The following is a 24,831-nucleotide window of genomic DNA, read 5'->3' on the forward strand; positions in this document are numbered from 1 at the left end:
CGCTAGATGATACGCAATTGGGGCGGGATGCGTCAGTCTTGACAGGGCGATAAAAAAGCCCCCCTCGGTCAAGCCCTACGGTCTTGACCGGTCCCCCGAGGGGACGCTTTTATCCTGGAACGGCCCGGTGATAAAAAAATCCGGGGGCTGCGCAAGGCAGCCGCCCGGATTTCGTTTTTTGTTGTTCCTCACTATGTATGACGAACGAGAAGGGCAAAACCCCTCATTATTTACAATTCTTTACACAAGCCTGTCCGTCAGAAGCTGCCGCGCGAGGCGTGAGCCTATCATAGGCTGCCTCATGGCAATGTTGATAGCAGCCAGCCGCTCAATGCACTACCCGCCACGACCAGCCACGGCGGCAACCGACCGAACATCAGTGCAATAAAAGCCAGCAGCGCCAACGCGGCATCGCGTGCATCGACAATGCCGGTGGTCCATACCGGCTGATACCACGCGGCGAGCAGCAATCCGACGACGGCTGCGTTGATCCCGGCGAGTGCTGCCTGCGCCTTCGGTTGGCGGCGCAGTGTTTCCCAGAACGGCAGGACGCCGGCGACCAGCAGGAAGGCAGGGGCGAAGATCGCGAGCAGACAAATCATTCCGCCCAGCCACGGCGAGACAAAGCCGGGCATCGCGCTACCGAGAAAGGCAGCGAACGTGAACAGCGGGCCGGGTACCGCTTGAGCAGCAGCATAGCCGGCCATGAATGTATCGGCATCGATCCAGCCGGGATGGGCCACCTCGCTCTGCAGCAGCGGCAGCACGACATGACCGCCGCCGAATACCAGCGCTCCGGTGCGATAAAAGGCATCGACTGCAGCCAGTGTCTGCATTGGAAACATGTGCGACAGGATGGGCAGTCCTGCCAGCAGCGTGGCGAACGCGCACAGCCAGCCCAGCCCCGCGCGACGGCTGATCGTCGTTGGCAGCGGGTCATGCGGTGTGGTTAGCGTTGGTTTCAGCAATAAACCGATCACTCCAGCCACTGCAATGATGGCGATCTGCGCGAGCGGAACGGGAAAGAGCAATGCGGCGCCGGCAGCCGCCAGCATTAATGCGATGCGCGGTATGTCGGTGCAGAGCGTGCGTGCCATGCCCACCACAGCCTGTGCGACGACAGCGACGGCGACCACCTTCAGTCCGTACAGCATGCCGGATGACAGAAGTACCTCATGAGGTGCGATGCCGAGCGCAAACAGGACCATGAGGATGGCCGACGGCAGTGTGAAACCGAGCCATGCTGCCAGCGCGCCGACATAGCCACCACGGAACAATCCCAATGCGATGCCAACCTGGCTGCTGGCCGGTCCCGGCAGGAACTGGCACAGGGCCACCAGGTCGGCATAGGCACGTTCGGTCAACCAGCGTCGGCGCGCGACGAACTCGTCGCGAAAATAGGCGACGTGTGCGACTGGGCCGCCGAAGCAGGTCAGGCCCAGTCGCAGGAAGATCAGGAAGATACGGATCGTGTCTTCGGGTGCACCACATTCCGCGGCAGTTTTAGGATGCGTCACGATGTGGACTCAAAGGGGCAGCATTGCTTTGTTTTGAAAGCGATGGCCAAGGATCATCTATATCAAAAAAATTAAAGTGAAGCCGGCCCCTTTATCGATGCGAGCGGCCTAGTCAATGAAGCCATGATAGCTGCCGACGGCTGCTACTGCCTCTACAAAACGTTTAGCCGTCGCGCGATCCATTATCACGAGTTTGTCATCTACTTTCAGATAGATGCTGTCCTCTGGATAGAAGGAGGAGCGACCAAGTTCAATCTCCATTGAGGTCTTATCACCTTGGTCACGAACGACCTCTTCGAAGTACATTGTTGTTGCCATTGCATATCCCCCCGTGCGTAATACTTTGCTGCAGCCTAACGCCTGAATGATGCCGCACCGCGAAGTGGTGTCGGCTTGAATGAATTGTTAGAGGCCATCCCTGGATGCCTTGAACGCAGCTATCGCCGCCTCCTCAGAAACTTCAGGGATTTCTCCTACGATTGTCCGCAACCGCTCGACAGCGCGGAATAGTTCTTGGTGCTGCTGACGAATTTCGTCAACCTTCAGTGACGCAAAGGATCTTTTGTGTCGCTTATCGTTCGGAGCCGCACCAGAAAAGTTTGTCCCAAACATCTCTTCATCTGAAGCTCGCATCCAACAGAAGTGGGCAAACTTGTTTCTAAGAGAGCGCAAGTGTTCGATCTTTCGGTTGAGCGCAAGAACCTCATCGAGTAAGTCGTCAGCAACGAGCTTACCGCTATAGCGCTCCTTTTGAATTCCTACAGCTTGCCGAATAGAGTCCTGAAGTTGAGCAGCACCTAAGGAGTCTGTGTATGTTCGCGACAGGTACTCTGGTGCAAGCAGCAGCCTGCCCAAGACGAGGCCAAGATAAAACTCTGCGGTGGCCCACTCCGACACAAACATGCCAATGAGCATATGTTGCTCATCTGTGAGCTTTGAGTATGGAGTTGCGTGGGAAAATGGCATGCCTCTAACGCTTAAGTTGAGCGGCGGCGTAGCCGTCCGTCTCGAACGCACTGTTAGGCTCAGTTTTTCTTTAGTGCGAAATTTGAATGCTAACGATCTACTGCGGCAACTTAATCCAATACTTTGCGCTTTGTATTAAGTATGGCAAATAGTCCACACGAAAGGACGAACGCAATTACAAGACTTATTAGCGCAGAGTAATTTAAGCCACTGGCGCTCTGGTTCGCAAAGGCATAGCCCATGGCATGTCCGAGCAGTCCTGAAACAAAGGTAAAAATAGGAAAACATAGAATTCCAATCCAGTCCCTACGTCTATTCTTCATTAGGCTCTTGCCAATCCAGAAGCCAATAATTACAGGGGCCGTGGCTTGGGCATAGACGCTTCCCATTATTATTGAAATGCCATTCGCTACTACCGCACCGGCAATCCATGCGCCGATGTATAGCCCGAGGTAAGCGGCAAAATGCATGGGTTTATTTTTAGTGGTTGTGTTTTCAGTCATGCCAAGGTTCCTATTGCCTAACTATATTTAGACAGCATTGTCTTCATCAATCAATGTGGCCTAAATAAATGATGTTCCCGAGAACCGCATTGCCTCTCACAAAAATGGAAAGCTAAGTAAAGTATTTAGACCACCTAAAATCTATGGAATGACAAATTTTCAACGCGCAATTATAGTCTCGGTTTCTCAGTGGCAATCCCCCATAAACATGGGGTATTCACCGCAACGAGAAATCCACCCGATTCGGCACGTCCTTGCCTTCCCCCTCCTTCGCCTCTCCTCCACCCGTCTTCGTCGCCAGAATAAAAATCCTTTCCTCCGGCACTTTGCCTTTCTCGAGCAGCCATTCCTTGACGTTCTGCGCGCGGCGGTTGCCGAGTGCGGTCAGGTCGTCGTCGCTGATCGTGGTGTTCTGGATCATCAGCGCTTCCATCTCCGCTACCGGAATGTCCTTCTGCAGGCCGATCATGTTGCGTGGCTTCTTGAAGTCCTCGTCCTTATAAACGCGCTTCAACAGGGCAGGGTATTCCTTCTCGCTGACGGTCACGCTTTCCACGTCGCCCGATTCGCCGCGGCGCACCATGTCCTTGAGCTTGAGGGCGCGTACCTTGCGGTCGATGGCGGCGCGTTTCAGGCCTTCGCGGTCGGTGGCGGCGTCGGTGCGGCCGGTAATTTCGAGCTTGAGGGCGGGGCGGTCCTCGAGCATCTTGGCGACCGCGCGCAATTTCTCTTCGCCGGCTTCCGGAATGCGAGCGCGGCCGGCGTCGAAGGCGACGTGCGACATTTCCTCGCCGCCGCCGAACAGCGAGCCGATCAGCGCGAACGGTGCGGTCACGGCCTTGGTGATGACGTTGACGATGACCTTGACGATCAGCCCGCCGACCGAGAATTCCGGATCGTCGAGCGAGCCGCCGATCGGCAGGTTGATGTCGATGACGCCGTTGCGGTCGCGCAGTAGTGCCAGTGCGAAGTGCACGGGCAGGTTGGCGGCTTCGCTGCTTTCGATCTTGTCGCCGAGCGTGAGCTGTTCGAGGATCAGGCGGTTCTGCGCGGTCAGCGTGCGGTCCTCGACCTTGTAGGCGACGTCGAAGGACAGCTTGCCCTTCTCGATGCCGTAGCCGATGTAGCGGCCGGAGTAGGGCGACAGCGGCGCCAGTTCCATGCCGCGTACCTCGGCCTTGATGTCCATCGCCAGATCGCCCTTGAGCGGGTTGATGTTGCCGGCGACCGAGAGCGGCGCGCTGTTGACGAGGCCGTTCAGATCGACGTTGGCGCGGCTCTGCGGATCGGACGACAGGCCGGCGACGGTGCCGCCGAACTTCATGAGGTTGGCGGTGTAGTTGGGTTTGATGAAGTTGTCGGTGAAGCGTACCTGTCCGCCGCGCAGCACGAGCTTGCCGATCTTGATGGGCGGCATGTCGCTGGCGGGTTTGGGTTCGCCGGGCACGGTGGCGGTTGCGGTGTTGACGCCGCCGGCCTTTTTGTCGCGGTCAAGATTGACGTTGGCATCGGCCTCGGTGACGCTGCGCGCGGCTTCTTCCGGACTGCGCGCAACGTCCTGCAGGTTGATGCGGCCGTTCGGGTCGATGATGATGCGCGCGAAGAAGTCGTTGAGGCCGACCTGATCGACGTTGAGTGCGAACGGCGCGAACTTGACGTCCATGCCGCTGAAGGTCAGCGCCTTCCAGCGCAGGAAGTCGTTGCTGCTGAGCTTGTCAATGGTCGCCAGATCGCCGAGCGCGAGATTGCCCTTGAAGCCGCCGACGAAGGCGTCGTTCTTGCCCTGATCGAGTTTGAGCGTGCCCTTGCCCGACAGGTTGGCGCGCGTGAGCAGGATGTTGACGTGCTCGGTGAAGTAGGGCTGCAACTGCATGATATCGACCTGGCTGAAGTCGAGCGCGAGGTCGGCGTGCACCGGCGCCATGCCGACGCTGCCCTTGACGGCGAGCTTGCCGGACTTGTTGACGGCGGCTTGCAGGTCGAGCGCGCTGCGAGAGGAAGCAGCGGTCGAGAATTCCTGCACGTTGAGCGTCAACGGTGCAATGGTGGTCACGGCCGGGCGCGGCAGCGAGCGGTCTTCGAGCTTGGCCGACCAGTTGGCGACGGCGATCTTGCCGATGGTGACGGCCATGCCTTCGTCCTGCTTGCCGCCTTTTTTTGCGGCTGCGGTTGGCGATACGACCGCGCGGCGTTGCTGCTTGCCTTGCTGCAGCATCAGTTCGGCATTGTCGGATGCGATTTCTTCCACCGTGAGTGCATTCTTGCCGGCATCGAACACGGTGTTACGCATGTGGAGGTTGAAGCGCTCGATGCCGGCCTTGAGCGGGCGTTCGTCGCCGGCGTCGTCGTAGCGCAGGGCGGCGTCCTCGATGTCGAGTGCTGCCAGGGCGAGGCTGAAGCCGGATGGCTTGGCCGGCGCTTGCGGTTCGGTGGTTTTCTCGGTGTCGGTTTTTGCGGCAGGCTGCTCGGCGGGAATCAGCAGGTTGTCGAAGTTGAAGCGGCCCCTGGCATCGCGCGCGATGTCGGCCTGCAGGCCCTTGAGCCCGATGCGGACAATGTCGATGCGCTGGTCGAGCACCTTGGCGTCCTGCAGCGTGACCGCCAGTTCCGGCAGACGCGCGATGGATTTGTCGTCCTGGCCGGTCACCTGCAGATCGCGCAGCTTGACGTCGCCGTTGAGCACGAGCGCCGGTGCGGCATCCTTCTTCTGCTGGAAGCGCGCCACCATCTTCACGTCGAGCCGCGCGCTCGGCACCTTGAACTGCTGCTTGCCGGGGATGTAGCCAAGGTAGGCGGTCAGGTCGAGGTCGTTGAAGTCGAGATCGACGGTCGCTTCCAGCGGGTCGGCAAACGGCAGGGTCTGGCCCTTGATCAGTAGCGGCGTGTCGTTGACGCGCGCGCTCAGCAGCGGTTCGACGAAGACCTCGACCTGCGACGGCAGCGAGGAGATGAAGGGAACGCCGATCTTCAGGTCGGCGACGTGGTGCACGGTATGCGCGGGCTTGTCGTCGAACTCGATGCGGCCGTTGTCGATCTCGATGTTGAAAAGCGAGAAGCGCGCGGGTTCGGGCGAGGGCGGCTCATCCTTGCCGAGCGCGAGGATATCGTCGATGTTGTAGCCGTTGTCGTCCTTGCGCACCAGGTGCACATAGGGCGTCTCCAGCTTCAGCTGCTCGACCACGGGCGCGAAGCGGAACAGCGACTGCCAGGAGAGATTGACGGTCAGCGCGTCGAAGGAGGCGAATACCTGTTCGCTCGGCTGCCCGCCGTCGCCGGCAGGTTCCATCATCTTCATGTCGCGCACGGTCAGGCGCATGGCATAGGGATTGATCTCGACCTTGCCGATGCTGGTCTGGCGATGAAGCATCTCGGTCAGGCGCTGCTCGGCCTGCGATTTGACGATCCCCGGCAGTACGAGCCAGCCGAATAGTCCGATCAGGACGATGAAGGCGACCAGCCCGATGAACGTGCGCCGGACGGTCCGTTTTTGCGAGAAGGTGCGAAGGGATTGCGACAGCCGCGAGGTGAGGTTGGGCATGGGAGCATCGCTGGTGATGGGGGTGTAGGAATTCTACCAGCGCGCTGTAGGAGATGTTGCCGTTTGGTTATGGCGTTTTCATTTGTTGAGGCATGAAAAAGACCCCTCGGTCAAGCCCTGCGGTCTTGCCCGGTCCCCCGGGGGGACGCTTTTATCTCGACGGCCCGGCGATAAAAAATCCGGCCGCAGCCGGATTCTTGCAGGGACAAAAGACTTCAGGAGGCAAGCGGTCCGAGCGCGCCGATCACGACGGTCAGCAGACCCAGCACCAGGTTGATTGCGACCAGCTTGCGGATGCTGGCCATGGCCGCGCCGGCCGCCTGCCACTCCTGTGCCGCCACGCCGCGCTTGAGGCGCTTGAAAGGCGCGAAGAAGATGTGGCCGAAGATCAGCATCATGACGATGCCGATCACCGACATCAGCGTTACCGGCAGAGGCGGCTTGCCCATCAGCGACATCATGTAGAGGCCGCTGCCGAGCACCAGCGCGATCGCGATCCAGACCCAGCGGAAGAAGCGCGTGAAGACGCCGACCAGCAGCGTCAGCCGCAGCGGCGGCTCGAGCGTGACGGCGACCGTCGGCCGCAAGGCATTGTGGGCGAAGAACATGCCGCCGACCCAGATGGTGAAACCGAGGATGTGCAGAAATTTGGCATAAAGCATGGCTGTTTTCTCACAGGTTGAGGTGGGGCGGGGAAGGTCGCTATTCGCTCTCTTCCGGGAACTGGTAGATGCCGCCGGCGGCAGCGCCTGCATCCTTCTTGCCGGCGCGCAGGTCGCGATAGACGGCGGCGCGCATGATCATCATGGCGACGATGGGGGCGGTCAGCAGCAGGAACAGCGAGATGATGATCTCGTGGATCACCGGGCGCGACTGCAGCACGGTGAAATAGATCATCGAGGCGATCAGCAGGCAGCCGGCGCCGAGCGTGACGGTGATCGCCGGGCCGTGGATGCGCTGGTAAAAGCTCGGCAGGCGCAACAGACCGAGCGCGCCGATCAGCACGATGCTGCCGCCGACGATCAGCAGCAGCGAGACGGGAATGATGGCCCAGACGGGAATGGCGGCTATGTCGTTCATTCGATGATCTCCCCGCGCATCATGAACTTGGCGAGCGCAATGGTGGAAACGAAACCGAGCAGCGCGATCAGCATCGCTGCCTCGAAATAGATCAGGTTGCCGAAACGGATGCCGAACATGATCGCCAGCAGCATGGCGCACATCCACAGCGTGTCGAGCGCCAGCACGCGGTCGTGCACGGTGGGGCCGATCAGCAGGCGGATCGTGCACAGCAGCATGGCCATCACGACGCAGAAGAAGGCGAAGCCGATCGACACGGCGAGTACGGTCATCATGGTTTCGGGGTCTCCTGTTCAAAGATCTCCATCAGCGGCTGCTCGTAGCGCGTCTTGATGGTATCGACCCACCATTGCGCATCGTGCAGGTCGAACACGTGCAGCGCCAGCTCGTGCTTGCCCGGCAGGATCTCGACCCATACCGTGCCCGGCGTGGAGTTGATCAGGCAAGACAGCAGCGCCAGGCCATACTGATTGCGCATGTCGAGCGGGATCGTGATGAACTGCGAATTGAGGCCGTGGCGGCGGCTGGAAAGAATCAGCCAGCTCACGTTGAGGCAGGAGCGCACGATCTCGACCAGCGCCATGCCGAGCAGACGGAACAGGGCGAACGGCTTGTTCAGTTTGGGATAGCCGTCCGGCACCAGCGGTTTTGCCAGCAGCGGCACGAAGAAGCCGAGCACGGCGCCGATCAGGATGTCGGACGGCGCCACGCTCTCGTTGAGCAGCAGCCAGAACAGCAGTAGCACCACGGACAGCAGCGGGAAGGGCAGCCAGCGTTTCATCATGGCATCGCTCCCGGTTGCACCACGCCCGGCACCGTCGGCGTCGAGCGGATCTGTTCGACGTAATGGTTGGGACGATGGAGGTCGGCGCTGGTGCGCTGCAGGTAGTCGAACATCGGGCCTGCCTTTAGCGTCAGCACGATGCACAACAGCAGCAGCAGCGTGATCGAGGCGACCTCGGTCACGTGCAGCTTGGGTGCGGTGATCGTGCCCGAGGCCCAGAAGGTCCGCACGCCGAAGCGCATCAGCGCGATGATGCCGCACAGGCCGGAGAACACGATCAACGCCATCAGCGCCCAGGTGGTGCCGCTGATCAGGATGTTCGGATCGTCCGGATGCAGCAGCGCGTGGAACATGCCGAACTTGGCGATGAAGCCCGACAGCGGCGGCATGCCGGTGATCACCAGCGCGCAACCGGCGAAGGCCAGGCCGAGGAAGGCCAGCGCGCCGGGAATGCCGACGCCGGCGGTTTCTTCCGGCGTCTCATCGACGGCAAAGGCTTCCATCGTCAGCGCCAGCACCGAGGCGCCGGGTTTGCGGATACGCTCGATCAGTTCGATCAGCAGCATGAAGGCGCCGGCCGCCAGCGTCGAACCGAGCAGGTAATAGAGGCCGGCCGTCACCAGCGACGCCTGGCCGTAGCCGACCACCGCCAGCAATGTACCGGACGAGACGATCGCGGCGTAGCCCGCCATGCGGCCCAGGCCTTCGCTGGCCAGCATGCCGGCCGCGCCGAACAGGATGGTCGCCATGCCGCCCCACAGCAGCGCGTTGTAACCGTACCCCGCCGCTTCGCCGGCATCGTCGGAAAACACCAGCAGCCACACGCGCAGCACCACGTAGGCGCCGACCTTGGTCATCAGCACCAGCATCGCGGCTACCGGCGGCGAGGCGGCCGAGTAAGTGGTCGGCAGCCAGAAGCCGAGCGGCCACATCGCGCTCTTGGTCAGGAAGGCGATCGCCAGCACCGCCACGCCGACCTTGAGCAGGAACATGTCCTCGCCCGTGATGCTGCCGATGCGGCCGGCCAGGTCGGCCATGTTGAGCGTGCCGGCGCTCGCGTAGATCAGCGCCACGCCGATCAGGAACAGCAGCGAGGCCGCGAGGTTGATCGCGATGTACTGCATGCCGGCGCGCAGGCGCGTGGCGTTGTAGCCGTGCAGCAGCAGGCCGTAGGACGCCGCCAGCATGACCTCGAAGAACACGAACAGGTTGAACAGGTCGTGCGTCAGGAAGGCGCCGTTGATGCCCATCAGCAGGAACTGGAACAGCGAGTGGAAGTGCACGCCGATGCGGCTCCAGCGCATGGCCGAGAACAGCAGCGCCGCGCCGGCCAGTACCGATGTCAGCAGCAGCATGAGCGCCGCCAGGCGGTCGGCGGCGAGCGCGATGCCGAACGGCGCCGACCAGTTGGCGGCCAGGTAGATGCCGATGTTGTTGTGCCACAGGCCGGTGTCGGTCAGCTTCATGAGGCTGATGGCTGCGGCGAACTGCACCAGGATCGACGCCAGGTTGATGGCGAACTTCAGCTGGTGGCGGCTTTCGTTGATCATGATCAGCACCGCGCCGCACAGCAGCGGCAGCAGCACGGGCAGGATGATCAGATGCTGATTCCATTGCAGACTCATTGATCGGGCTCCTCGCCGTCAACGTGGTCGGTGCCGGTCAGGCCGCGCGAGCCGATCATCACGACCAGGTAGAGCGCCGTGGTGGCAAAGCCGATCACGATCGCCGTCAGCACCAGTGCCTGCGGCAGCGGATCGCTGTACATGGTCGGATCGGCGGGACCGCCGCCGAGCGTCAAGGGCGCTTTATCGACCCACAGCCGGCCCATGATGAAGATGAACAGGTTGACGGCATACGACATCAGCATCAGTCCGGTCAGCACCTGGAAGCTGCGCGGGCGCAGGATCAGCCAGATGCCCGAACCGAACAGGATGCCGATGGCGAGAGAAATGACAATTTCCATCAGACGGTCCCTCGCTTGGGTAAGACAACGGTATCGGGCGTGCCGCCCTGCGGTTTGCGGCTGCGGACGGTCTGGTGCGCAAGCGCGACCAGGATCAGCATGGTGGAGCCGACCACCACCAGGAACACGCCGAGATCGAACACGAAGGCGCTCGGCACGTGCACTTCGCCGAGTACCGGCAGGTGCAGGTGCGCGGTGTGGCTGGTCAGGAACGGGAAGCCGAAGGCCAGCGCGCCGAGACCGGTCACGCAGGCGGTGACCAGACCCCATGAAATCCAGCGCAGCGGCCGCAGGTGAATGTGCTCCTCGACCCAGGCGGTGCCGGCGATCATGTACTGCACGATGATGGCGACCGCGAAGATCAGGCCGGCGACGAAGCCGCCGCCCGGCAGGTTATGGCCGCGCATGAAGAAATACACGACGATCACGCCCATGAACGGCAGCAGGAAGCGCAGATAGACGCCCGGGATGTGCAGATAGCCGTGCGTGAACTGCTCGGCCGGCGTCTGCGGCGCGGCCGGATCGACGTTGTTGCTCTGCTGCTCGGGAATGGTGATGCTTTCCGGCGCCGGGCGGAAGCGGCGCAGCAGCGCATAGACCGTCAGCGCGACGATCGCCAGCACGGTGATCTCGCCCATGGTGTCGAAGCCGCGGAAATCAACCAGCAGCACGTTGACGACGTTGGTGCCGCCGCCTTCGGGCAGCGCGCGCGCGAGGAAGTAGTTGCCGATGCTGTCGGGTTGCGGATGCATGAGTACCAGGTAGCTGATGCCGGCGATGGCGAGGCCACCGGCCACTGCCAGTACCAAGTCACGCGAACGGCGCAGCCAGACCGAGCGCGGAACCTGCAGGCCCTGCAGCTCCTTGGGCGGCAGGCGGCGCGGCAGCCAGCGCACGCCGAGCAGGATCAGCACGGTGGTGACGGTCTCGACCATCAGTTGCGTGAGCGCCAGATCGGGCGCCGACAGCCACAGGAAGGTCATGCTGACCACCACGCCGACGCCGCCGACCAGGATCAGCGCGGCGAGGCGGTGATACTTGGCCTGCCACGCGGCCGTCACGGCGCAGGCGCAGCCGATCAGCCACATCACGGCGAACAGCGGTTCGAAGTCATTAAAACTGGCGGGCTTGAGCAGCGGCAGCTGGCCGGCCAGCAGGTAGGGCACGGCCAGCATCGCCACCATCATCAGGAACAGCTGCGGCTGCAGGCGGCGCGTGCTCAGCCATTTGAGCAGCAGGCTGGCGCCCGAGGTCAGGCGCAGCATGGCGGTCTCATAGGCCTGCGCGCCCGACAGGCGATGCAGCACCGGCACGTCGGCGCGCTGTTGCAGCGTGAAGAACTTGCGCAGGATGACGTAGAACGCGATGCCGCCGCCGAGCGCGACGAAGCTCATCACCAGCGGCAGGTTGAAGCCATGCCACATGGCGAGGCTGTATTCGGGCGTCTGCGCGCCGAGTACGGCTTCCACCGCCTGATGCAGATAGGGACCGACGCTGATGCCGGGGATGATGCCGACCACCAGGCACAGCAGCACCAGGAACTCGACCGGGAAGCGCATCCAGCGCGGTGGCTCGTGCGGCTCCTTGGGCAGGTCGGTCGGCAGCTTGCCGAAGAACACGCTGATGAAGCGCAGCGAATAGGCGACGCTGAAGATGCCCATGGCGACCGCCGCAATCGACATCCACCAGTTGTCGGCGCCGCCGACCAGCAGCGTCTCGGCAAAGAACATTTCCTTGGACAGGAAGCCGTTGAGCAGCGGCACGCCGGCCATCGAGGCGCTCGCCACCACCGCCAGCGTGGCGGTGATCGGCAGCGCCTTGCGCAGGCCGCGCAGCACGCGCATGTCGCGCGTGCCGGTCTCGTGGTCGATGATGCCGGCCGCCATGAACAGCGAGGCCTTGAAGATCGCGTGGTTCAGCGTGTGGAAGATCGCCGCCACCATGCCCAGCGGCGAGCCGATGCCGAGCAGGGTGGTGATCAGGCCCAGGTGGCTGATGGTCGAATAGGCGAGCAGGCCCTTGAGGTCATGCTGGAAGATCGCGACGAAGGAGCCGATCAGCAGCGTGCAGACGCCGGCGCCGGCGATCAGCCAGGTCCATTCGGGCGTGCCGGACAGCGCCGGCCACAGGCGCATCAGCAGGAAGATGCCGGCCTTGACCATGGTCGCCGAGTGCAGATAGGACGACACCGGCGTAGGCGCCGCCATCGCGTGCGGCAGCCAGAAATGGAAGGGGAACTGGGCGCTCTTGGTCAGCGCGCCAAGGCCGATCAGCACCAGCGCCGCCAGATAGAGTTTGTGTTCGCGGATCGCATCGCCGGCCGCGAGCACGGTATCCAGATCGTAGCTGCCCGCGATGTGGCCGAGGATCAGCACGCCGCACAGCAGGCACAGGCCGCCGGTGGCGGTCACCGTGAACGCCATGCGCGCCCCGCGACGGGCGTCGATACGGTGATGCCAGTAGCCGATCAGCAGGAAGGAGGTGACGCTCGTCAGTTCCCAGAACACCACGAGCTGGATCAGGTTGCCCGACAGCACCACGCCCAGCATGGAGCCCATGAAGGCCAGCAGGAAGGCGAAGAAGCGCGGTACCGGATCCTCGTCGGACATGTAGTAGCGCGCATAGAGCACCACCAGCAGACCCACGCCCAGCACCAGCATCGTGAACAGCCAGGCCAGCCCGTCCATGCGCAGCAGGAATTCGAGGCCGAAGGCCGGCAGCCATTCGGCCGAGTAGCGCACCGCCTCGCCGCTGCCGACATACTGATACAGATAGATGGTGACCAGCAGCCCGTACAGCGCAACGCCCCCGGCCAGCAGCGATTCCCGGTTGCGTGCATCGGCCGGCATGCAGGCGGCGACCACGCTTCCCAGAAAGGGAACCACGATCAGGGAAAGAAGCAGCAGGGATTCGGGAACAAGTGTTTGCATGCGCAGGAAAGCATCCAGGAACGGCCACCGCTCGCACTGTAAAGCGCGGCAACCATGGTTTTACGGGATTCGGATCGTGGGACGGAGTGCGCCGACGGCAACCAGAGGGTCACCGGAGGCAGGCATATCGTCCTGACCGCTGTGTGCAACCGGTTATCTGTTCAGTTCTCCTTCCCTTTCATGACCTCATGCGATGACTTGCAAGCCGTGCGCCGCCGCACCGGGAGCGCAGGAGGCAAGCGAATTGCCTTCTGCCCGATGCGCATCTGCATGGCGATAATTGTGCTGCCGAGCCGACCGGACGCTGCCTGCGGGCGCATCCTGTGCCGGAAAATGTACTGGTATTGTGGGACGCCGGCCGGAACGAATGGAATACGATCGCCCGACATCCGGTGTTGGTGAGGCATGACGCAGACTGCCTCATGCCGGAAGGCCGGCGCGAAACGCAAGTGCTCTGTGCATTTTCGCCGGACAACTAACCTCCGCATCATACCAGACTCGACCTTGTGCCGGCAGGCAATTGATCGGGAATTTCACGTATCGTCATCGATGTGCAGCGATCGTCCCGGTTATGGCCGGCTGTATCTCGCGCCAAAATGGCGCGCGGAAAAGCGCCGATTCCGGGGATATGCAAGAATTTCGCCTTGCCTGAGGTTCGCCATCCGTGCGACCGGGCCGTCCGCTTCTTACCGCGACGCTTCTCGCGGGTTTAGTACGCGCGGAACTGCAAAAATTCCCGCGGCGGATCGATTTGGAGAAATGCATGCTTCGCTGGTTTGAAAATCTGCTGCACCCCTATCAGGACGAAGTGCCGGCCGCGCCGCCTACGGGCTTCGTCGCCTTCGTCTGGGCCTGTACCAAGGGAGCGCGCCGTTACATCGTGGCGATGACGGTGCTGACGGCGCTGACCGGCGCCTTCGAGGCGCTGCTGTTCGCGATGATGGGGCATGTGGTTGACTGGCTCGCCAAGGTCGAGCCGGCACAACTGTGGCAGCAGGAGCGCGGCAGCCTGATCCTGCTGATGGTACTGGTCCTCGGCAGCACGGTGCTGGTGGCGTTGCAGACCTTCTTCAAGCATCAGACGCTGGCCGGCAACTTCCCGATGCAATTGCGCTGGAACTTCCATCGCCTGATGCTCAACCAGAGCATGGGCTTCTATCAGGACGAGTTCGCCGGCCGTGTTGCGGCCAAGGTCATGCAGACCGCGCTGGCGGTGCGCGACGTCTGCATGATCGCCGGCGACATCCTGGTGTTCGTGCTGATCTATTTCTTCACCATGGCGGGTGTGGTCGGCACGTTCGACACCTGGCTGCTGGTGCCTTTCCTGGCCTGGGCCAGTGCCTATGTCTGCGCCCTGCGCTGGTTCGTGCCGCGCCTGAGCGGAGTCTCGCGGCGCCAGGCCGATGCACGCTCGCTGATGACCGGCCGCATCACTGATGCCTACACCAACATCGGCACCGTCAAGCTGTTCTCGCACGCCGGCCGCGAGGCGCAGTACGTGCGCGGTGCGATGCAGGAATTCATGGGCACGGTGCACGGCCAGATGCGTCTGGTCAGCGGCTTCGAGGTTGTCAATCACGCGCTGAGCATGCTGCTCATCCTTGGCACCGCCGGCACGGCCCTGTGGCTGTGGACGAATGGCCAGATCGGTGTCGGCGCGGTGGCGGCGGCGACCGCGATGGCTTTGCGCCTCAATGGCATGTCGCACTGGGTGATGTGGGAGATGGCGACGCTGTTCGAGCAGGTCGGCACCGTGCAGGATGGCATCAACACGCTGTCGCGCGTGCATACCGTGACCGATGCGCCCGATGCAAAACCGCTGCAGGTGACGCGCGGCGAACTGCGCTTCGACGACGTGAATTTTGCCTATGGCGGCGAGCGCAATGTCATCGACCATTTCAATCTGACCATTCGTCCCGGCGAAAAGGTCGGGCTGGTCGGCCGTTCGGGCGCCGGCAAGTCAACCATCGTCAACCTGCTGCTGCGTTTTTATGACGTCGAGCACGGCCGCATCCTGATCGACGGTCAGGACATCGCGCACGTCACACAGAATTCGCTGCGTGCGCAGGTCGGCATGGTCACGCAGGACACCTCGCTGCTGCATCGTTCGGTGCGCGAGAACATACTCTACGGCCGGCCCGATGCCAACGAGGACGACATGCTGTCGGCTGCGCGCCGCGCCGAGGCGCACGACTTCATCCAGACGCTGGGCGACGCCAAGGGCCGCAGCGGCTACGACGCGCACGTCGGCGAACGCGGCGTCAAGCTCTCGGGCGGCCAGCGCCAGCGCATCGCGATCGCGCGCGTGATGCTGAAGGATGCGCCCATCCTGCTGCTGGACGAAGCCACCAGCGCGCTCGACTCCGAAGCCGAGGCCGCGATTCAGGCCAGCCTGTACGATCTGATGGAAGGGAAGACGGTGGTCGCGATTGCACACCGGTTATCGACGATCGCCGCAATGGATCGCCTGATCGTGCTCGACAAGGGCCGCATCGTGGAAGAGGGTACGCACCGTGAATTGCTGGAGCGCGGTGGTTTGTATGCGCGCCTGTGGGCGCACCAGAGCGGCGGTTTCCTTGGTGAAGAAACGGAAGACGCGCCGGTGGCGCAGAATTGATGGCGTGCGCTGCGGCAGGCATGCCGGCAGCGCGTGATTTTTATGCGTAGCGCGCCTTGCCGGTAAGCAGCAGCGCCACCAGCGTCAGCAGCGCGGAGACCGACAGGTAGAGGCCGACATAATGCAGGCCGTGATGCGTCGCCAGCCAGGTGGCCGCGTACGGCGCCAGCGAGGCGCCGAAGATGCCGCCGAGGTTGAAGGTCAGCGACACGCCGGTGTAGCGGATCGCGGCCGGGAACAGTTCCGACAGCAGCGTGCCGAGCGGTCCGTAGGTCATGCCCATCAGTGCCAGGCCGAGCGACAGGAACACGGTCACGCCGAGGATGCTGTCGGCTACGAACAGCGGTTCGATCAGCAGGCCGAACACGGCGATCATGCCGGACACCACGATCATCGTGATCTTGCGGCCGTGGCGGTCGGCGAACAATGCCGAGACCGGAATCATCAGCGCGAAGAACAGCACCGCGAACAGTTGCGCGATCAGGAATTTCTCGCGCGTGTAGCCGAGCGCGGTGGTGCCCCAGCTCAGCGCGAACACCGTCATCAGGTAGAACAGCACGAAGGTCGCCAGCGCGATCAGGGTGCCGATCACCAGCATGCCGGCGTGCTGGCCGAACACGGTCGCCAGCGGCACCTCGACGCGCTCATCCTTGTCGAGCACCTTCTGGAAGGCCGGCGTCTCGGTGATCTTGAGGCGCACGTAGAGCCCGACCAGCACCAGCACCGCGCTCGCGATGAACGGGATGCGCCAGCCCCAGGCGAAGAACTGCTCGTTGTTCAGCGTTTCGGTCAGGAGCAGGAAGATGCCGCCCGACAGGAAGAAGCCGAGCGGCGCGCCCAGTTGCGGAAAGCAGCCGTACCACGCGATCTTGCCCGGCGGCGCGTTCTCGGTCGCCAGCAGCACCGCGCCGCCCCATTCGCCGCCGAGCCCGAGTCCCTGGCCGAAGCGGCACAGTGCCAGCAGCAGCGGCGCCAGCATGCCGATGGTTTCGTAGGTCGGCAGCAGGCCGATGACCACGGTCGAGATGCCCATCGTCAGCAGCGCCGCCACCAGCGTCGCCTTGCGGCCGATGCGGTCGCCGTAGTGGCCGAACACCGCCGAGCCGACCGGGCGCGCGAAGAAGGCGATGGCGAAGGTCGCCAGCGATTGCAGCGTGGCGGCGGTCGGATCGGAAGACGGGAAGAACAGGTGCGGAAAGACCAGTACGGCGGCCGTCGCGTAGATGTAGAAATCGAAGAACTCGATGGTGGTGCCGATCAGGCTGGCAAACAGCACGGTGCCGGGGGAATTTTTTTGTGGGCCGTCAGTGCTCATGGCGGTGGTTTCTATGTGGATGTGTCCGGCGCTGCCGACCGGAAAGCCGCCATTGTAGGGGATTCCGGCCTTGCCGGCCGACGGATTCTCGCCACAAGAAAGGCGACTCTCCGCGTCAGCGGAAGCCGCCTTGTTCGCTGCGACCGATCGGGAAAGGTCGCGCCCCGGAGGCGTCAGACCGGTTCGCCCGGCTTCTTGGCCGCATCCGAACTGCTGATCAGCTTATGCAGGATGCCGACGATCAGCAGGGCTGCGAGCACCAGCCCGTAGTGGGCGATGTTGAAATCGTTGAGGTGCATGTCGGTCGTCGCGACCTGCACCGGCTCGACGATCAACTGGCGCAGCAGCGTGATGATGGCGACCTCGATGAAGACGACGAGGTGGAATACGCCACCCTGCACGTAGTTGATCTCGGCCGAGATCAGGCTCGACAGCGTCCACACGATGAACAGCGTGCCGAGCGCCTGCAGGAAGCCGTGCGCGAGATTGTTCTGGTGGACCGCCTGCACCACGGCGGCCGAGAACTCCCACATCACCATCAGGCTGGCGATGCCAAGCGCGATGGCGAGCAGCACGTGCAGCCCGCGGTTGAATAATTTGAGTGCCTTGACCAGCTTTGTTTCGAAGGTGTCGATCATTTCGGTTCTCCAGACTTAAGTTGCAAATTCGGGTCGGAAGGGCGCCGAGAATGGGCGGAAACCACGCGATTCCGGCGCGCGGCCCGCGCCGATTCCGGGCGGACGCTGCTTCAGGAATGGTAGTGGACGCCGCCGCGGCGCAGGCCGGCATGCAGTGCCGATGCGTGAGCGACGCCATGGAGGCGCAGTGTGGCGGCGGCGCGTGCCGGAACTTCGTCGGCGCGCGCAAGGCGGCTGGCGCGCATCATGGACGATACAGCGGCAGCGGGCAGGCGCGCGGCCTGAACGTTTTCGATCGGAGGGTAAGACTGGCAAGGCATCCCGACGCTGCCCGGCTGTTCTTCAGCGGGTGCACATGCTGCGGCGGCAGGAGCGGATTCGATATTCATTTCTTGTTGTGAGGATTGTCTTCGCACGGGTGCCGGATAAGGCATCGTCGAACATGCCTGGCGCCGAGATTGTCGTTGTCAGGTGCCTCCATCATAAACCAAACGGGTCTCCCGGCCGAGCGTCGGTTGCGGTTTTGCCACGCATCATCTGTCACGGATCGGGGTTTGCGCGCCTGTTGGTGCTTGTGTTACTTATTGCATAATAAATGTTTAACATTTTCGCGCGCATGACGTGGAAAGCGCGTGAAAAGCGGGTTCGAACAATGCAAAGGAGGCGCTACTTGCGTTACACAACAACCGCACATGCCGCGACGATGAAGGTGATGGCCGGTCTGGGTTTGTGCATGCTCATGTCCGTGCCGGCACGCGCCCATGATCTGCCGGACAACCTGCCGGTGCGCAAGCTGGGCCTGTGGGAAATGGTCAAAAGCGGGACCATGGAAGGTGGAGCAGGCTTCAAGGGAAGAGAGCAGTATTGCCTGGACGCCGATGCCGACCGCGCACTGCATGCGCTCTACATCCTGCGCAAGGAGTTGCAGGTCGTGTATTTCGACGTCAGCTGTCCGCCGCCGAAGCTCGAGGTGGCTGGTAACGTTTTTCGCGGCGAGATGCTATGCCGCACCAATGCGCCGAACGACGATGCTGCCGCTGGCAAGGATTTTCACTGGGAATACATCTTTGAAAGCGACAGCCAGGTGAAGCTGGTGGAATACGGTATGGCGCGCGACATCCTGTTCGTCGGCAACAGCGAGTTCGTCGAGCAGCAGCGCCGGATCGGCGACTGCGCGGCGGACCAGAAGCCCGGCGACGGCATCATCGATCGTCCGGGTTCGCGCGAGCAAGGCGAGTACGACAACATCTACGAATCGCTGAAGGTGATGAAGAAACTCTTGAACGAAGGCAGGGAAATCAACCAGCGCCTGGGGCCGATGTGATGCGGCGCGCTCATCTGCTGTCTGTCTGCGCGGCGATGCATGGTGCGCTTTTGTCTCCCATCGCGTTCGGTTTTGATCTGTCATCCGGCTTGCCGTCGCGTGCCAAAGGACTCTGGCATATCGAGCGGACGGAAACCCTGGTTCATGGCAACACCACGATCGAGATGCAAAAGGTCTGGAATGTCTGCCTCGATGCGCGCGCCGACCGTGCGCTGCACGCACTTGACGTGCACGAACAGCGGGCAAGCGTGGCCGGCCTCGGCCAAATCTGCGAAGCGCCGCAGTTCGCGGTTGAAGGGAATGATGTTTCGTGGACGATGCGCTGCCCTGCGCGCCGCGATGAGGCGAGGGTGAGCGATATCCGGCATATCACCACCTTTGTTGCCGCCGACCGGGTGCAGGCCGAAACCGTTATCGTCAATCGCGGCGGCCAGGTTCAGAGCCAGGGCAAGTTCGTCGCGCGTATGGAGCATCTTGGTGCGTGCGAGGGCGGAATGCAGCCTGGCGACATGCTCCTGATGCACTGGCGCATCAACGACGAGGAAACGCTGAAAGCGCGCCAGAAGCGCACTGTTTACAGCGAGATCGAACACTACAACCACAGGGCGCTTGTAATATCCGGGCGCGCCAGATAACTTTCTTCGGTGCGCCGCATGACGCCACGCGTCAGGCGGCGGGCAGGATCGCCTTCGCTACGCCATGCGCCTGCTGGTCGGCGTGGTAGCTCGAACGCACCATCGCGCCGACGGCCGCATGCTTGAATCCCATCTTGTAGGCTTCTTCTTCGTACATGCGGAAGGTATCCGGGTGCACGTAGCGGCGCACCGGCAGGTGATTGCCGCTCGGCATTAGATACTGGCCGATGGTCAGCATGTCGACATCGTGCGCGCGCATGTCGCGCATGACTTGCAGCACTTCGTCGTCGGTCTCGCCGAGGCCGACCATGATGCCGGACTTGGTCGGCACTTCCGGATGCAGCGCCTTGAAGCGCTTGAGCAGGCTCAGCGAATACAGGTAGTCCGAACCGGGGCGCGCTTCCTTGTAGAGGCGCGGCGCGGTTTCGAGGTTGTGGTTCATGACGTCGGGCGGCGCGGCCTTGAGGATTTCGAGCGCGCGGTCCATGCGGCCGCGGAAGTCGGGCACCAGCACTTCGATCTGCGTCTGCGGCGACAGCGCGCGCACGCGCTCGATGCAGGCGGCGAAGTGGCCGGCGCCGCCGTCGCGCAGATCGTCGCGGTCAACCGAGGTGATGACGACGTAATTGAGGCGCAGCGCGGCAATCGTCTTGGCGAGGTTTTCCGGCTCGTCCTGGTCGAGCGGATCGGGGCGGCCGTGGCCGACGTCGCAGAACGGACAGCGGCGCGTGCACTTGTCGCCCATGATCATGAAGGTCGCGGTGCCCTTGCCGAAGCATTCGCCGATGTTGGGGCAACTCGCTTCCTCGCACACGGTATGCAGCTTGTGCTCGCGCAGGATGTCTTTGATCTCGTAGAAGCGCGTTGACGGCGAACCGGCCTTGACGCGTATCCAGTCCGGCTTGGGCAGGCGTTCGGCCTGCACCACCTTGATCGGGATGCGGATGGTCTTGGCCGCGCCTTTCTGCTTCTCGCGCGGATCGTAGGCGGGCGTTGCGCTTGCTTGCGTGTCGATGCTCATTGGGCTGGTCGCTCCGTTATGTCGTCAGGCCGGCGCCGGGTCGCGGTGCCGGATGACGCGCGCGGCGCAGGTGTGTCGCCCTTGCCGCGCATGTTGGTTGTTCTTTGTCTTGCCTTCAAGCCGCGAGAACGCGAGGTGCCGCCGGAAACAGGCATGCCAGCAGGTTGCCGGTCAGGCGCTGCTGCACTTCCTGCAGGCCGGCCGTCACGCCCAGGCTGCGCATGTCGGTGGTTGCCAGTCCCGCGTAGCCGCATGGATTGATCCATGCGAACGGTCCGAGGTCCATCGCCACGTTCAGCGACACGCCGTGATAGGTGCGGCCGTTGCCGCGTATCTTCAGCCCCAGCGCCGCGATCTTGGCGCCGCGCTGCGGTCCGTCGGCCAGATAGATGCCGGGCGCGCCTGCCTTGCGTTCACCGGCCAGATTATACGCCGCCAGCGTGTCGATTGCCGCCTGCTCGATGCCGCGTACCAGTTCCCGCGCAAGCATGCGCGTATCGCGGCGACGCAGGTCGAGCAGCAGATAGATCACGGCCTGGCCCGGACCGTGGTAGGTGACTTCGCCGCCGCGATCGGTCTGCACCACGGGAATGCCGTGCGCGTCCAGCACGTGCGACGGATCGGCGGCCAGTCCCAGCGTATAGACGGGAGGATGCTCGACGATCCAGATTTCGTCCGGGGTGGCGGCGTCGCGCGCATCGGTGAAGGCGCGCATGGCATCGAAAGTGGTCAGGTACGGTTCGAGGCCACGTTGCCGGATCACCGGTGCCGGGTATGCGGAAACGGCGTTCATGGGCGAGCCATGGTCGTCAGAGGACGAATTTCACCATCGGATGACCGGACAGTTCGCGGTACAGATTGTCCAGCTGCTCGCGGCTGGTGGCGCGCACGGTCAGTGTCAGCGACAGATAGGTGCCGGCCGACGACGGCCGCATTTCCACCTTGCCGGCATGAAATTCCGGGTCGTGCACGGTCACCACCTCGACGATGGTCTGGGCGAATTCGTCATGCATGATGCCGACCACCTTGATGGGGAAGTCGCTCGGGTAGTCGATCAGGCTTTCTTTGGGTTCGGTCATGGCGTTCATTGTGTCTGGGTGGCGTTGGCGGATCCATGCCAAAGTCAGCATGATAGCGGCAAAGCGCGTTCAGGCCACCTTGGCGCGCTGGTAGGCGGCATACAGTTTTCTATATATGGGGCCGGGTTTGCCGTTGCCAACCCGTTCGCCGTCGATGGTGACGACCGGCATCACTTCCCTGGAGGCCGAGGTCAGCAGCACCTCGTCTGCATGGAATACCTCGTTGCGGGCGATGCGTCGTGCGGCGAAGGGGATGTTCTGCTCGGCGCACAGCGCTTCCATCAGGCTGTAGCGTATGCCTTCGAGGATCAGGTTGTCGCGCGGCGGACTGATCAGGGCGCCATCCTTGACGATCCAGACGTTCGAGGCCGAGCCTTCGGTCAGATAGCCGTCGCGGAACTGGATGGTTTCGTTGGCATCCTGTTCGGCCGCATTCTGTGCGGCCAGCACGTTGCCGAGCAGGGAGATCGACTTGATCTCGCAGCGCAGCCAGCGCTTGTCTTCCATCGTCACGCAGGCCACCCCATGCTCATGCACCGACGGTGGCGGCGGAAGCAGCGGATTGGACATGAGGAAGACGGTCGGCGCAGGCGTTTGCGCCGGAAACGCATGCGTGCGGCGCGCCACGCCGCGCGTGATCTGCATGTAGAGCAACTGGTCTTCGGTCGGCGCAGCATCCACCACCTGCTGCATCAGGCCCAGCCAGCCGGCCTCGTCATGGGGATTCTGCAGGTCGATGGCGCGCATGCCGCGCATGAAGCGCGCCAGATGCTGCTCGGGACGAAACAGCCTGCGCCGATAGACCGGCGTGACCTCATAGATGCCGTCGCCGAAGATGAAGCCGCGATCGAGCACGGAAATCCTGGCTTCGGAGAGCGGCATCATGGCGCCGTTCAGATAAACGAGAGGGTCGTCCATGGCGTGAATGTTGGCGGGCGGGCTTTTCATTCTGTCACAAACGATGGGGCGGCGTTTGTGCGGAATCGAATGAAAAACGGCAGGCCGCTTGCGCGATGCCTGCCGTTGTACGGGCCGTTGCGGCCGTGATCAGTGCAGCAGCAGACGGATCGAATCGAAGGCACGGCCGAACATGCCGGCCTCGCCAACCTGTTCCAGCGACAGCACCGGCAGCTCGACGATGGTGCGGCCTTCGGCTTCGACCTTCAGCGTGCCGACCTGGCTGTATTTGTCGATCGGTGCGACCAGCGGGTCCTTGCGTTGCAGCACTGGCTTGATCTTGTCGGCCATGCCTTTCGGCACCGTGACCCAGATGTCGCGCGTGAAGCCGATCTTCACGCTGTTTTGCGAACCTTTCCAGACATTCGGCGTGGCGACCGCGTCGTTCTTGCCGTACAGCTTGACGGCGTCGAAGTTGAGGAAGCCCCAGTTCAGCAGCTTCTGGCTTTCCTGCGCGCGTGCCTGATCGGACGACGTGCCGAGCACCACCGAGATCAGGCGGCGTTCGCCATTGCCGCTCGGGCGCTTGGCGGTCGAGATCAGGCAGAAGCCGGCGCCTTCGGTGTAGCCGGTCTTCATGCCGTCGACGGTCGGGTCCAGCCACAGCAGGCGGTTGCGGTTGGGCTGCTTGATGTTGTTGTAGGTGAAATCCTTGGTCGAGTAATACTTGCCGAAGTACTCGGGATGATCGGCGACCAGGCGCGATGCCAGCACCGACAGGTCGCGCGCGGTCGAGTAGTTGGTTTCGCTCGGCAGGCCGTGCGGGTTGGCGAAGCGGGTGGATTTCAGGCCCATGCGTTCGGCTTCGCGGTTCATCAGCGCGACGAACACATCCTCGGTGCCGGCCACCGCCTCGGCCAGTGCCACTGCCGCATCGTTGCCCGATTGCACGATCAGGCCGTACAGCAGGTTATCGACCGAGACCGGCGTGCGCGGTTCGATGAACATCTTGGAGCTGCTCGGATCGACGCGCCACGCGTGAGTCGATACCGTGATCATCTGGTCGAGCTGGAGTTTCTTTTCCTTCAGCGCATTGAAGACCACGTAGGCGGTCATGAGCTTGGTCAGCGAAGCCGGCTCGATACGCATGTCGGGCTCGCTCGATGCCAGGATCTGGTTGCTGGTGGCGTCGAGCAGCAGCCACGATTTGGCATTGATGGTCGGCGACGGGACAGTCTGGGCAAACGCGGTGGAAATGGAGAGCAGGGCGGCGGCAACGAATGCGAGGAGGTTTTTCATCGGTCTTTCTGGTGGCGCGCAACGTGGGCGCGTCGGTTGATCAATGGGGATTCGGAAGATTGTTTTGCGGCAAGATTCAGCGGCGCCACAATTGGACTACATGATTCTTGATATGTTGCAATTTACGGTTGAAAAAATGATCGGCGCCCGGAATCACGATCACCGGCAGGTCCTGCGGACGCGCCCAGTCGAACACGTTCTGCAGCGGAATCGTGTCGTCGAGTTCGCCGTGGATCACGATGGTGTCCTGCGGTACCGTCGGCAGCGGCCACTTGCCGGGCGCCGAGCCGACCAGCGCCAGCCGCTCAGCGGGCGTGCCGGCTTCCTCCAGCCGTTTCTGCAACTGGGTCTGGACGAAGGTGCCGAACGAAAAGCCGGCCAGCGCGAACGGCAGGCCCGGATACTTTTCCTGCGCCCACGCCAGCAGCTGCGCCATGTCGTCGGTCTCGCCGCGGCCTTCGTCGTAGGCGCCGCCCGACTTGCCGACGCCGCGGAAATTCATGCGCAGCGATGCGTAGCCGAGCGTGACGAAGGAACGCGTCAGCGTGTGCACCACCTTGTTGTCCATGGTGCCGCCGAACAGCGGATGCGGATGCGCGACCAGCGCAAAGCCGACCGGTGTCGCGTCGCCCGGCAGGTCGAGCGCGCATTCGAGCGGGCCGGCAGCGCCATCGAGGGAGAAATATTGCGTTTGCGCATTCATGGGCGGGCGGTTCCTGCGA

Annotated in this window: 24 protein-coding genes; 4 read left to right on the forward strand and 20 right to left on the reverse strand. The window is 62.7% G+C overall.

Translation table 11 applies throughout. The annotated features are described in order from the left end of the window. Positions 1–299: 299 nt before the first annotated feature. From chrA to IEV38_RS07290, 12 genes are all read right to left on the reverse strand, one after another. Positions 300–1,517 carry a chromate efflux transporter gene (chrA, locus tag IEV38_RS07235; protein WP_229728924.1) on the reverse strand — a complete coding sequence of 406 codons (1,218 nt, stop codon included), beginning with the start codon at positions 1,515–1,517 and terminating at the stop codon, positions 300–302. Positions 1,518–1,625: 108 nt separating this feature from the next. Continuing rightward, positions 1,626–1,835, reverse strand: a complete 210-nt coding sequence (locus IEV38_RS07240) for a hypothetical protein (RefSeq protein WP_188395532.1) — start codon at positions 1,833–1,835, stop codon at positions 1,626–1,628. An 87-nt stretch (positions 1,836–1,922) separates the two neighbouring features. Further along, entirely contained in the window at positions 1,923–2,483 is a 561-nt protein-coding gene (locus tag IEV38_RS07245) for a hypothetical protein (RefSeq protein WP_188395533.1), read from the reverse strand. 110 nt (positions 2,484–2,593) lie between these two features. Continuing rightward, on the reverse strand, positions 2,594–2,986 hold the full coding sequence (locus IEV38_RS07250) for a hypothetical protein (protein ID WP_188395534.1): 393 nt from the start codon (positions 2,984–2,986) through the stop codon (positions 2,594–2,596). A 217-nt stretch (positions 2,987–3,203) separates the two neighbouring features. Then, a complete protein-coding gene (locus IEV38_RS07255) occupies positions 3,204–6,524 on the reverse strand; it encodes a DUF748 domain-containing protein (RefSeq protein WP_188395535.1) in 3,321 nt (1,106 codons plus the stop codon). A gap of 215 nt (positions 6,525–6,739) precedes the next feature. After that, positions 6,740–7,186 (reverse strand): CopD family protein, encoded by a 447-nt coding sequence (locus IEV38_RS07260; protein ID WP_188395536.1) that lies wholly within the window; start codon positions 7,184–7,186, stop codon positions 6,740–6,742. Between the two features lie 40 nt (positions 7,187–7,226). Then, positions 7,227–7,604 (reverse strand): monovalent cation/H(+) antiporter subunit G, encoded by a 378-nt coding sequence (gene mnhG / locus IEV38_RS07265; RefSeq protein WP_188395537.1) that lies wholly within the window; start codon positions 7,602–7,604, stop codon positions 7,227–7,229. Beyond that, positions 7,601–7,879 (reverse strand): K+/H+ antiporter subunit F, encoded by a 279-nt coding sequence (locus IEV38_RS07270; protein WP_188395538.1) that lies wholly within the window; start codon positions 7,877–7,879, stop codon positions 7,601–7,603. The genes mnhG and IEV38_RS07270 overlap by 4 nt, the downstream gene beginning before the upstream one ends. Further along, a complete protein-coding gene (locus tag IEV38_RS07275; protein ID WP_229728925.1) occupies positions 7,876–8,388 on the reverse strand; it encodes a Na+/H+ antiporter subunit E in 513 nt (170 codons plus the stop codon). Before IEV38_RS07275 ends, IEV38_RS07270 begins: the two co-directional genes overlap by 4 nt. Continuing rightward, positions 8,385–10,013 carry a monovalent cation/H+ antiporter subunit D gene (locus tag IEV38_RS07280; protein WP_188395539.1) on the reverse strand — a complete coding sequence of 543 codons (1,629 nt, stop codon included), beginning with the start codon at positions 10,011–10,013 and terminating at the stop codon, positions 8,385–8,387. Before IEV38_RS07280 ends, IEV38_RS07275 begins: the two co-directional genes overlap by 4 nt. Next, complete coding sequence (locus IEV38_RS07285; protein WP_188395540.1) at positions 10,010–10,354, reverse strand: Na+/H+ antiporter subunit C; 345 nt, start codon at positions 10,352–10,354, stop codon at positions 10,010–10,012. The genes IEV38_RS07280 and IEV38_RS07285 overlap by 4 nt, the downstream gene beginning before the upstream one ends. Next, positions 10,354–13,284, reverse strand: coding sequence for a monovalent cation/H+ antiporter subunit A (locus IEV38_RS07290; RefSeq protein ID WP_229728926.1), 2,931 nt, complete (start codon positions 13,282–13,284; stop codon positions 10,354–10,356). Before IEV38_RS07290 ends, IEV38_RS07285 begins: the two co-directional genes overlap by 1 nt. 763 nt (positions 13,285–14,047) lie before the next feature. On the opposite strand from IEV38_RS07290, the gene IEV38_RS07295 reads away from it, so the two are divergent. After that, the gene (locus IEV38_RS07295; protein ID WP_188395541.1) at positions 14,048–15,901 is read left to right on the forward strand and encodes an ABC transporter ATP-binding protein; all 1,854 of its coding nucleotides are present in this window, start codon (positions 14,048–14,050) and stop codon (positions 15,899–15,901) included. Between the two features lie 40 nt (positions 15,902–15,941). On the opposite strand, the gene IEV38_RS07300 is transcribed toward IEV38_RS07295, so the two are convergent. Both IEV38_RS07300 and IEV38_RS07305 read right to left on the reverse strand, forming a co-directional pair. After that, complete coding sequence (locus IEV38_RS07300; protein WP_188395542.1) at positions 15,942–17,216, reverse strand: MFS transporter; 1,275 nt, start codon at positions 17,214–17,216, stop codon at positions 15,942–15,944. Positions 17,217–17,389: 173 nt separating this feature from the next. After that, complete coding sequence (locus IEV38_RS07305) at positions 17,390–17,854, reverse strand: phosphate-starvation-inducible PsiE family protein (RefSeq protein WP_188395543.1); 465 nt, start codon at positions 17,852–17,854, stop codon at positions 17,390–17,392. A gap of 122 nt (positions 17,855–17,976) precedes the next feature. On the opposite strand from IEV38_RS07305, the gene IEV38_RS07310 reads away from it, so the two are divergent. From IEV38_RS07310 to IEV38_RS07320, 3 genes are all read left to right on the forward strand, one after another. Next, the gene (locus IEV38_RS07310; protein WP_188395544.1) at positions 17,977–18,255 is read left to right on the forward strand and encodes a hypothetical protein; all 279 of its coding nucleotides are present in this window, start codon (positions 17,977–17,979) and stop codon (positions 18,253–18,255) included. Positions 18,256–18,524: 269 nt separating this feature from the next. Beyond that, a complete protein-coding gene (locus IEV38_RS07315; RefSeq protein WP_188395545.1) occupies positions 18,525–19,178 on the forward strand; it encodes a hypothetical protein in 654 nt (217 codons plus the stop codon). 50 nt (positions 19,179–19,228) lie between these two features. After that, the gene (locus IEV38_RS07320; protein WP_188395546.1) at positions 19,229–19,813 is read left to right on the forward strand and encodes a DUF3617 domain-containing protein; all 585 of its coding nucleotides are present in this window, start codon (positions 19,229–19,231) and stop codon (positions 19,811–19,813) included. A 31-nt stretch (positions 19,814–19,844) separates the two neighbouring features. Here the strand turns inward: IEV38_RS07320 and lipA are convergent, their stop codons facing one another. The 6 genes from lipA to IEV38_RS07350 form a co-directional block, all read right to left on the reverse strand. Further along, entirely contained in the window at positions 19,845–20,834 is a 990-nt protein-coding gene (lipA, locus tag IEV38_RS07325) for a lipoyl synthase (protein ID WP_188395547.1), read from the reverse strand. Between the two features lie 115 nt (positions 20,835–20,949). Then, positions 20,950–21,627 carry a lipoyl(octanoyl) transferase LipB gene (gene lipB, locus IEV38_RS07330; protein ID WP_188395548.1) on the reverse strand — a complete coding sequence of 226 codons (678 nt, stop codon included), beginning with the start codon at positions 21,625–21,627 and terminating at the stop codon, positions 20,950–20,952. 16 nt (positions 21,628–21,643) lie between these two features. Further along, positions 21,644–21,922 (reverse strand): HP0495 family protein, encoded by a 279-nt coding sequence (locus IEV38_RS07335; RefSeq protein ID WP_188395549.1) that lies wholly within the window; start codon positions 21,920–21,922, stop codon positions 21,644–21,646. A 60-nt stretch (positions 21,923–21,982) separates the two neighbouring features. Beyond that, on the reverse strand, positions 21,983–22,831 hold the full coding sequence (locus IEV38_RS07340) for a D-amino acid aminotransferase (protein WP_188395550.1): 849 nt from the start codon (positions 22,829–22,831) through the stop codon (positions 21,983–21,985). Between the two features lie 129 nt (positions 22,832–22,960). Next, complete coding sequence (locus IEV38_RS07345) at positions 22,961–24,109, reverse strand: D-alanyl-D-alanine carboxypeptidase family protein (RefSeq protein WP_188395551.1); 1,149 nt, start codon at positions 24,107–24,109, stop codon at positions 22,961–22,963. A gap of 76 nt (positions 24,110–24,185) precedes the next feature. Next, on the reverse strand, positions 24,186–24,812 hold the full coding sequence (locus IEV38_RS07350; RefSeq protein WP_188395552.1) for an alpha/beta hydrolase: 627 nt from the start codon (positions 24,810–24,812) through the stop codon (positions 24,186–24,188). Between the last annotated feature and the right edge of the window lie 19 nt (positions 24,813–24,831).

Source organism: Oxalicibacterium flavum, from assembly GCF_014635065.1.
Classification (GTDB): domain Bacteria; phylum Pseudomonadota; class Gammaproteobacteria; order Burkholderiales; family Burkholderiaceae_D; genus Oxalicibacterium; species Oxalicibacterium flavum.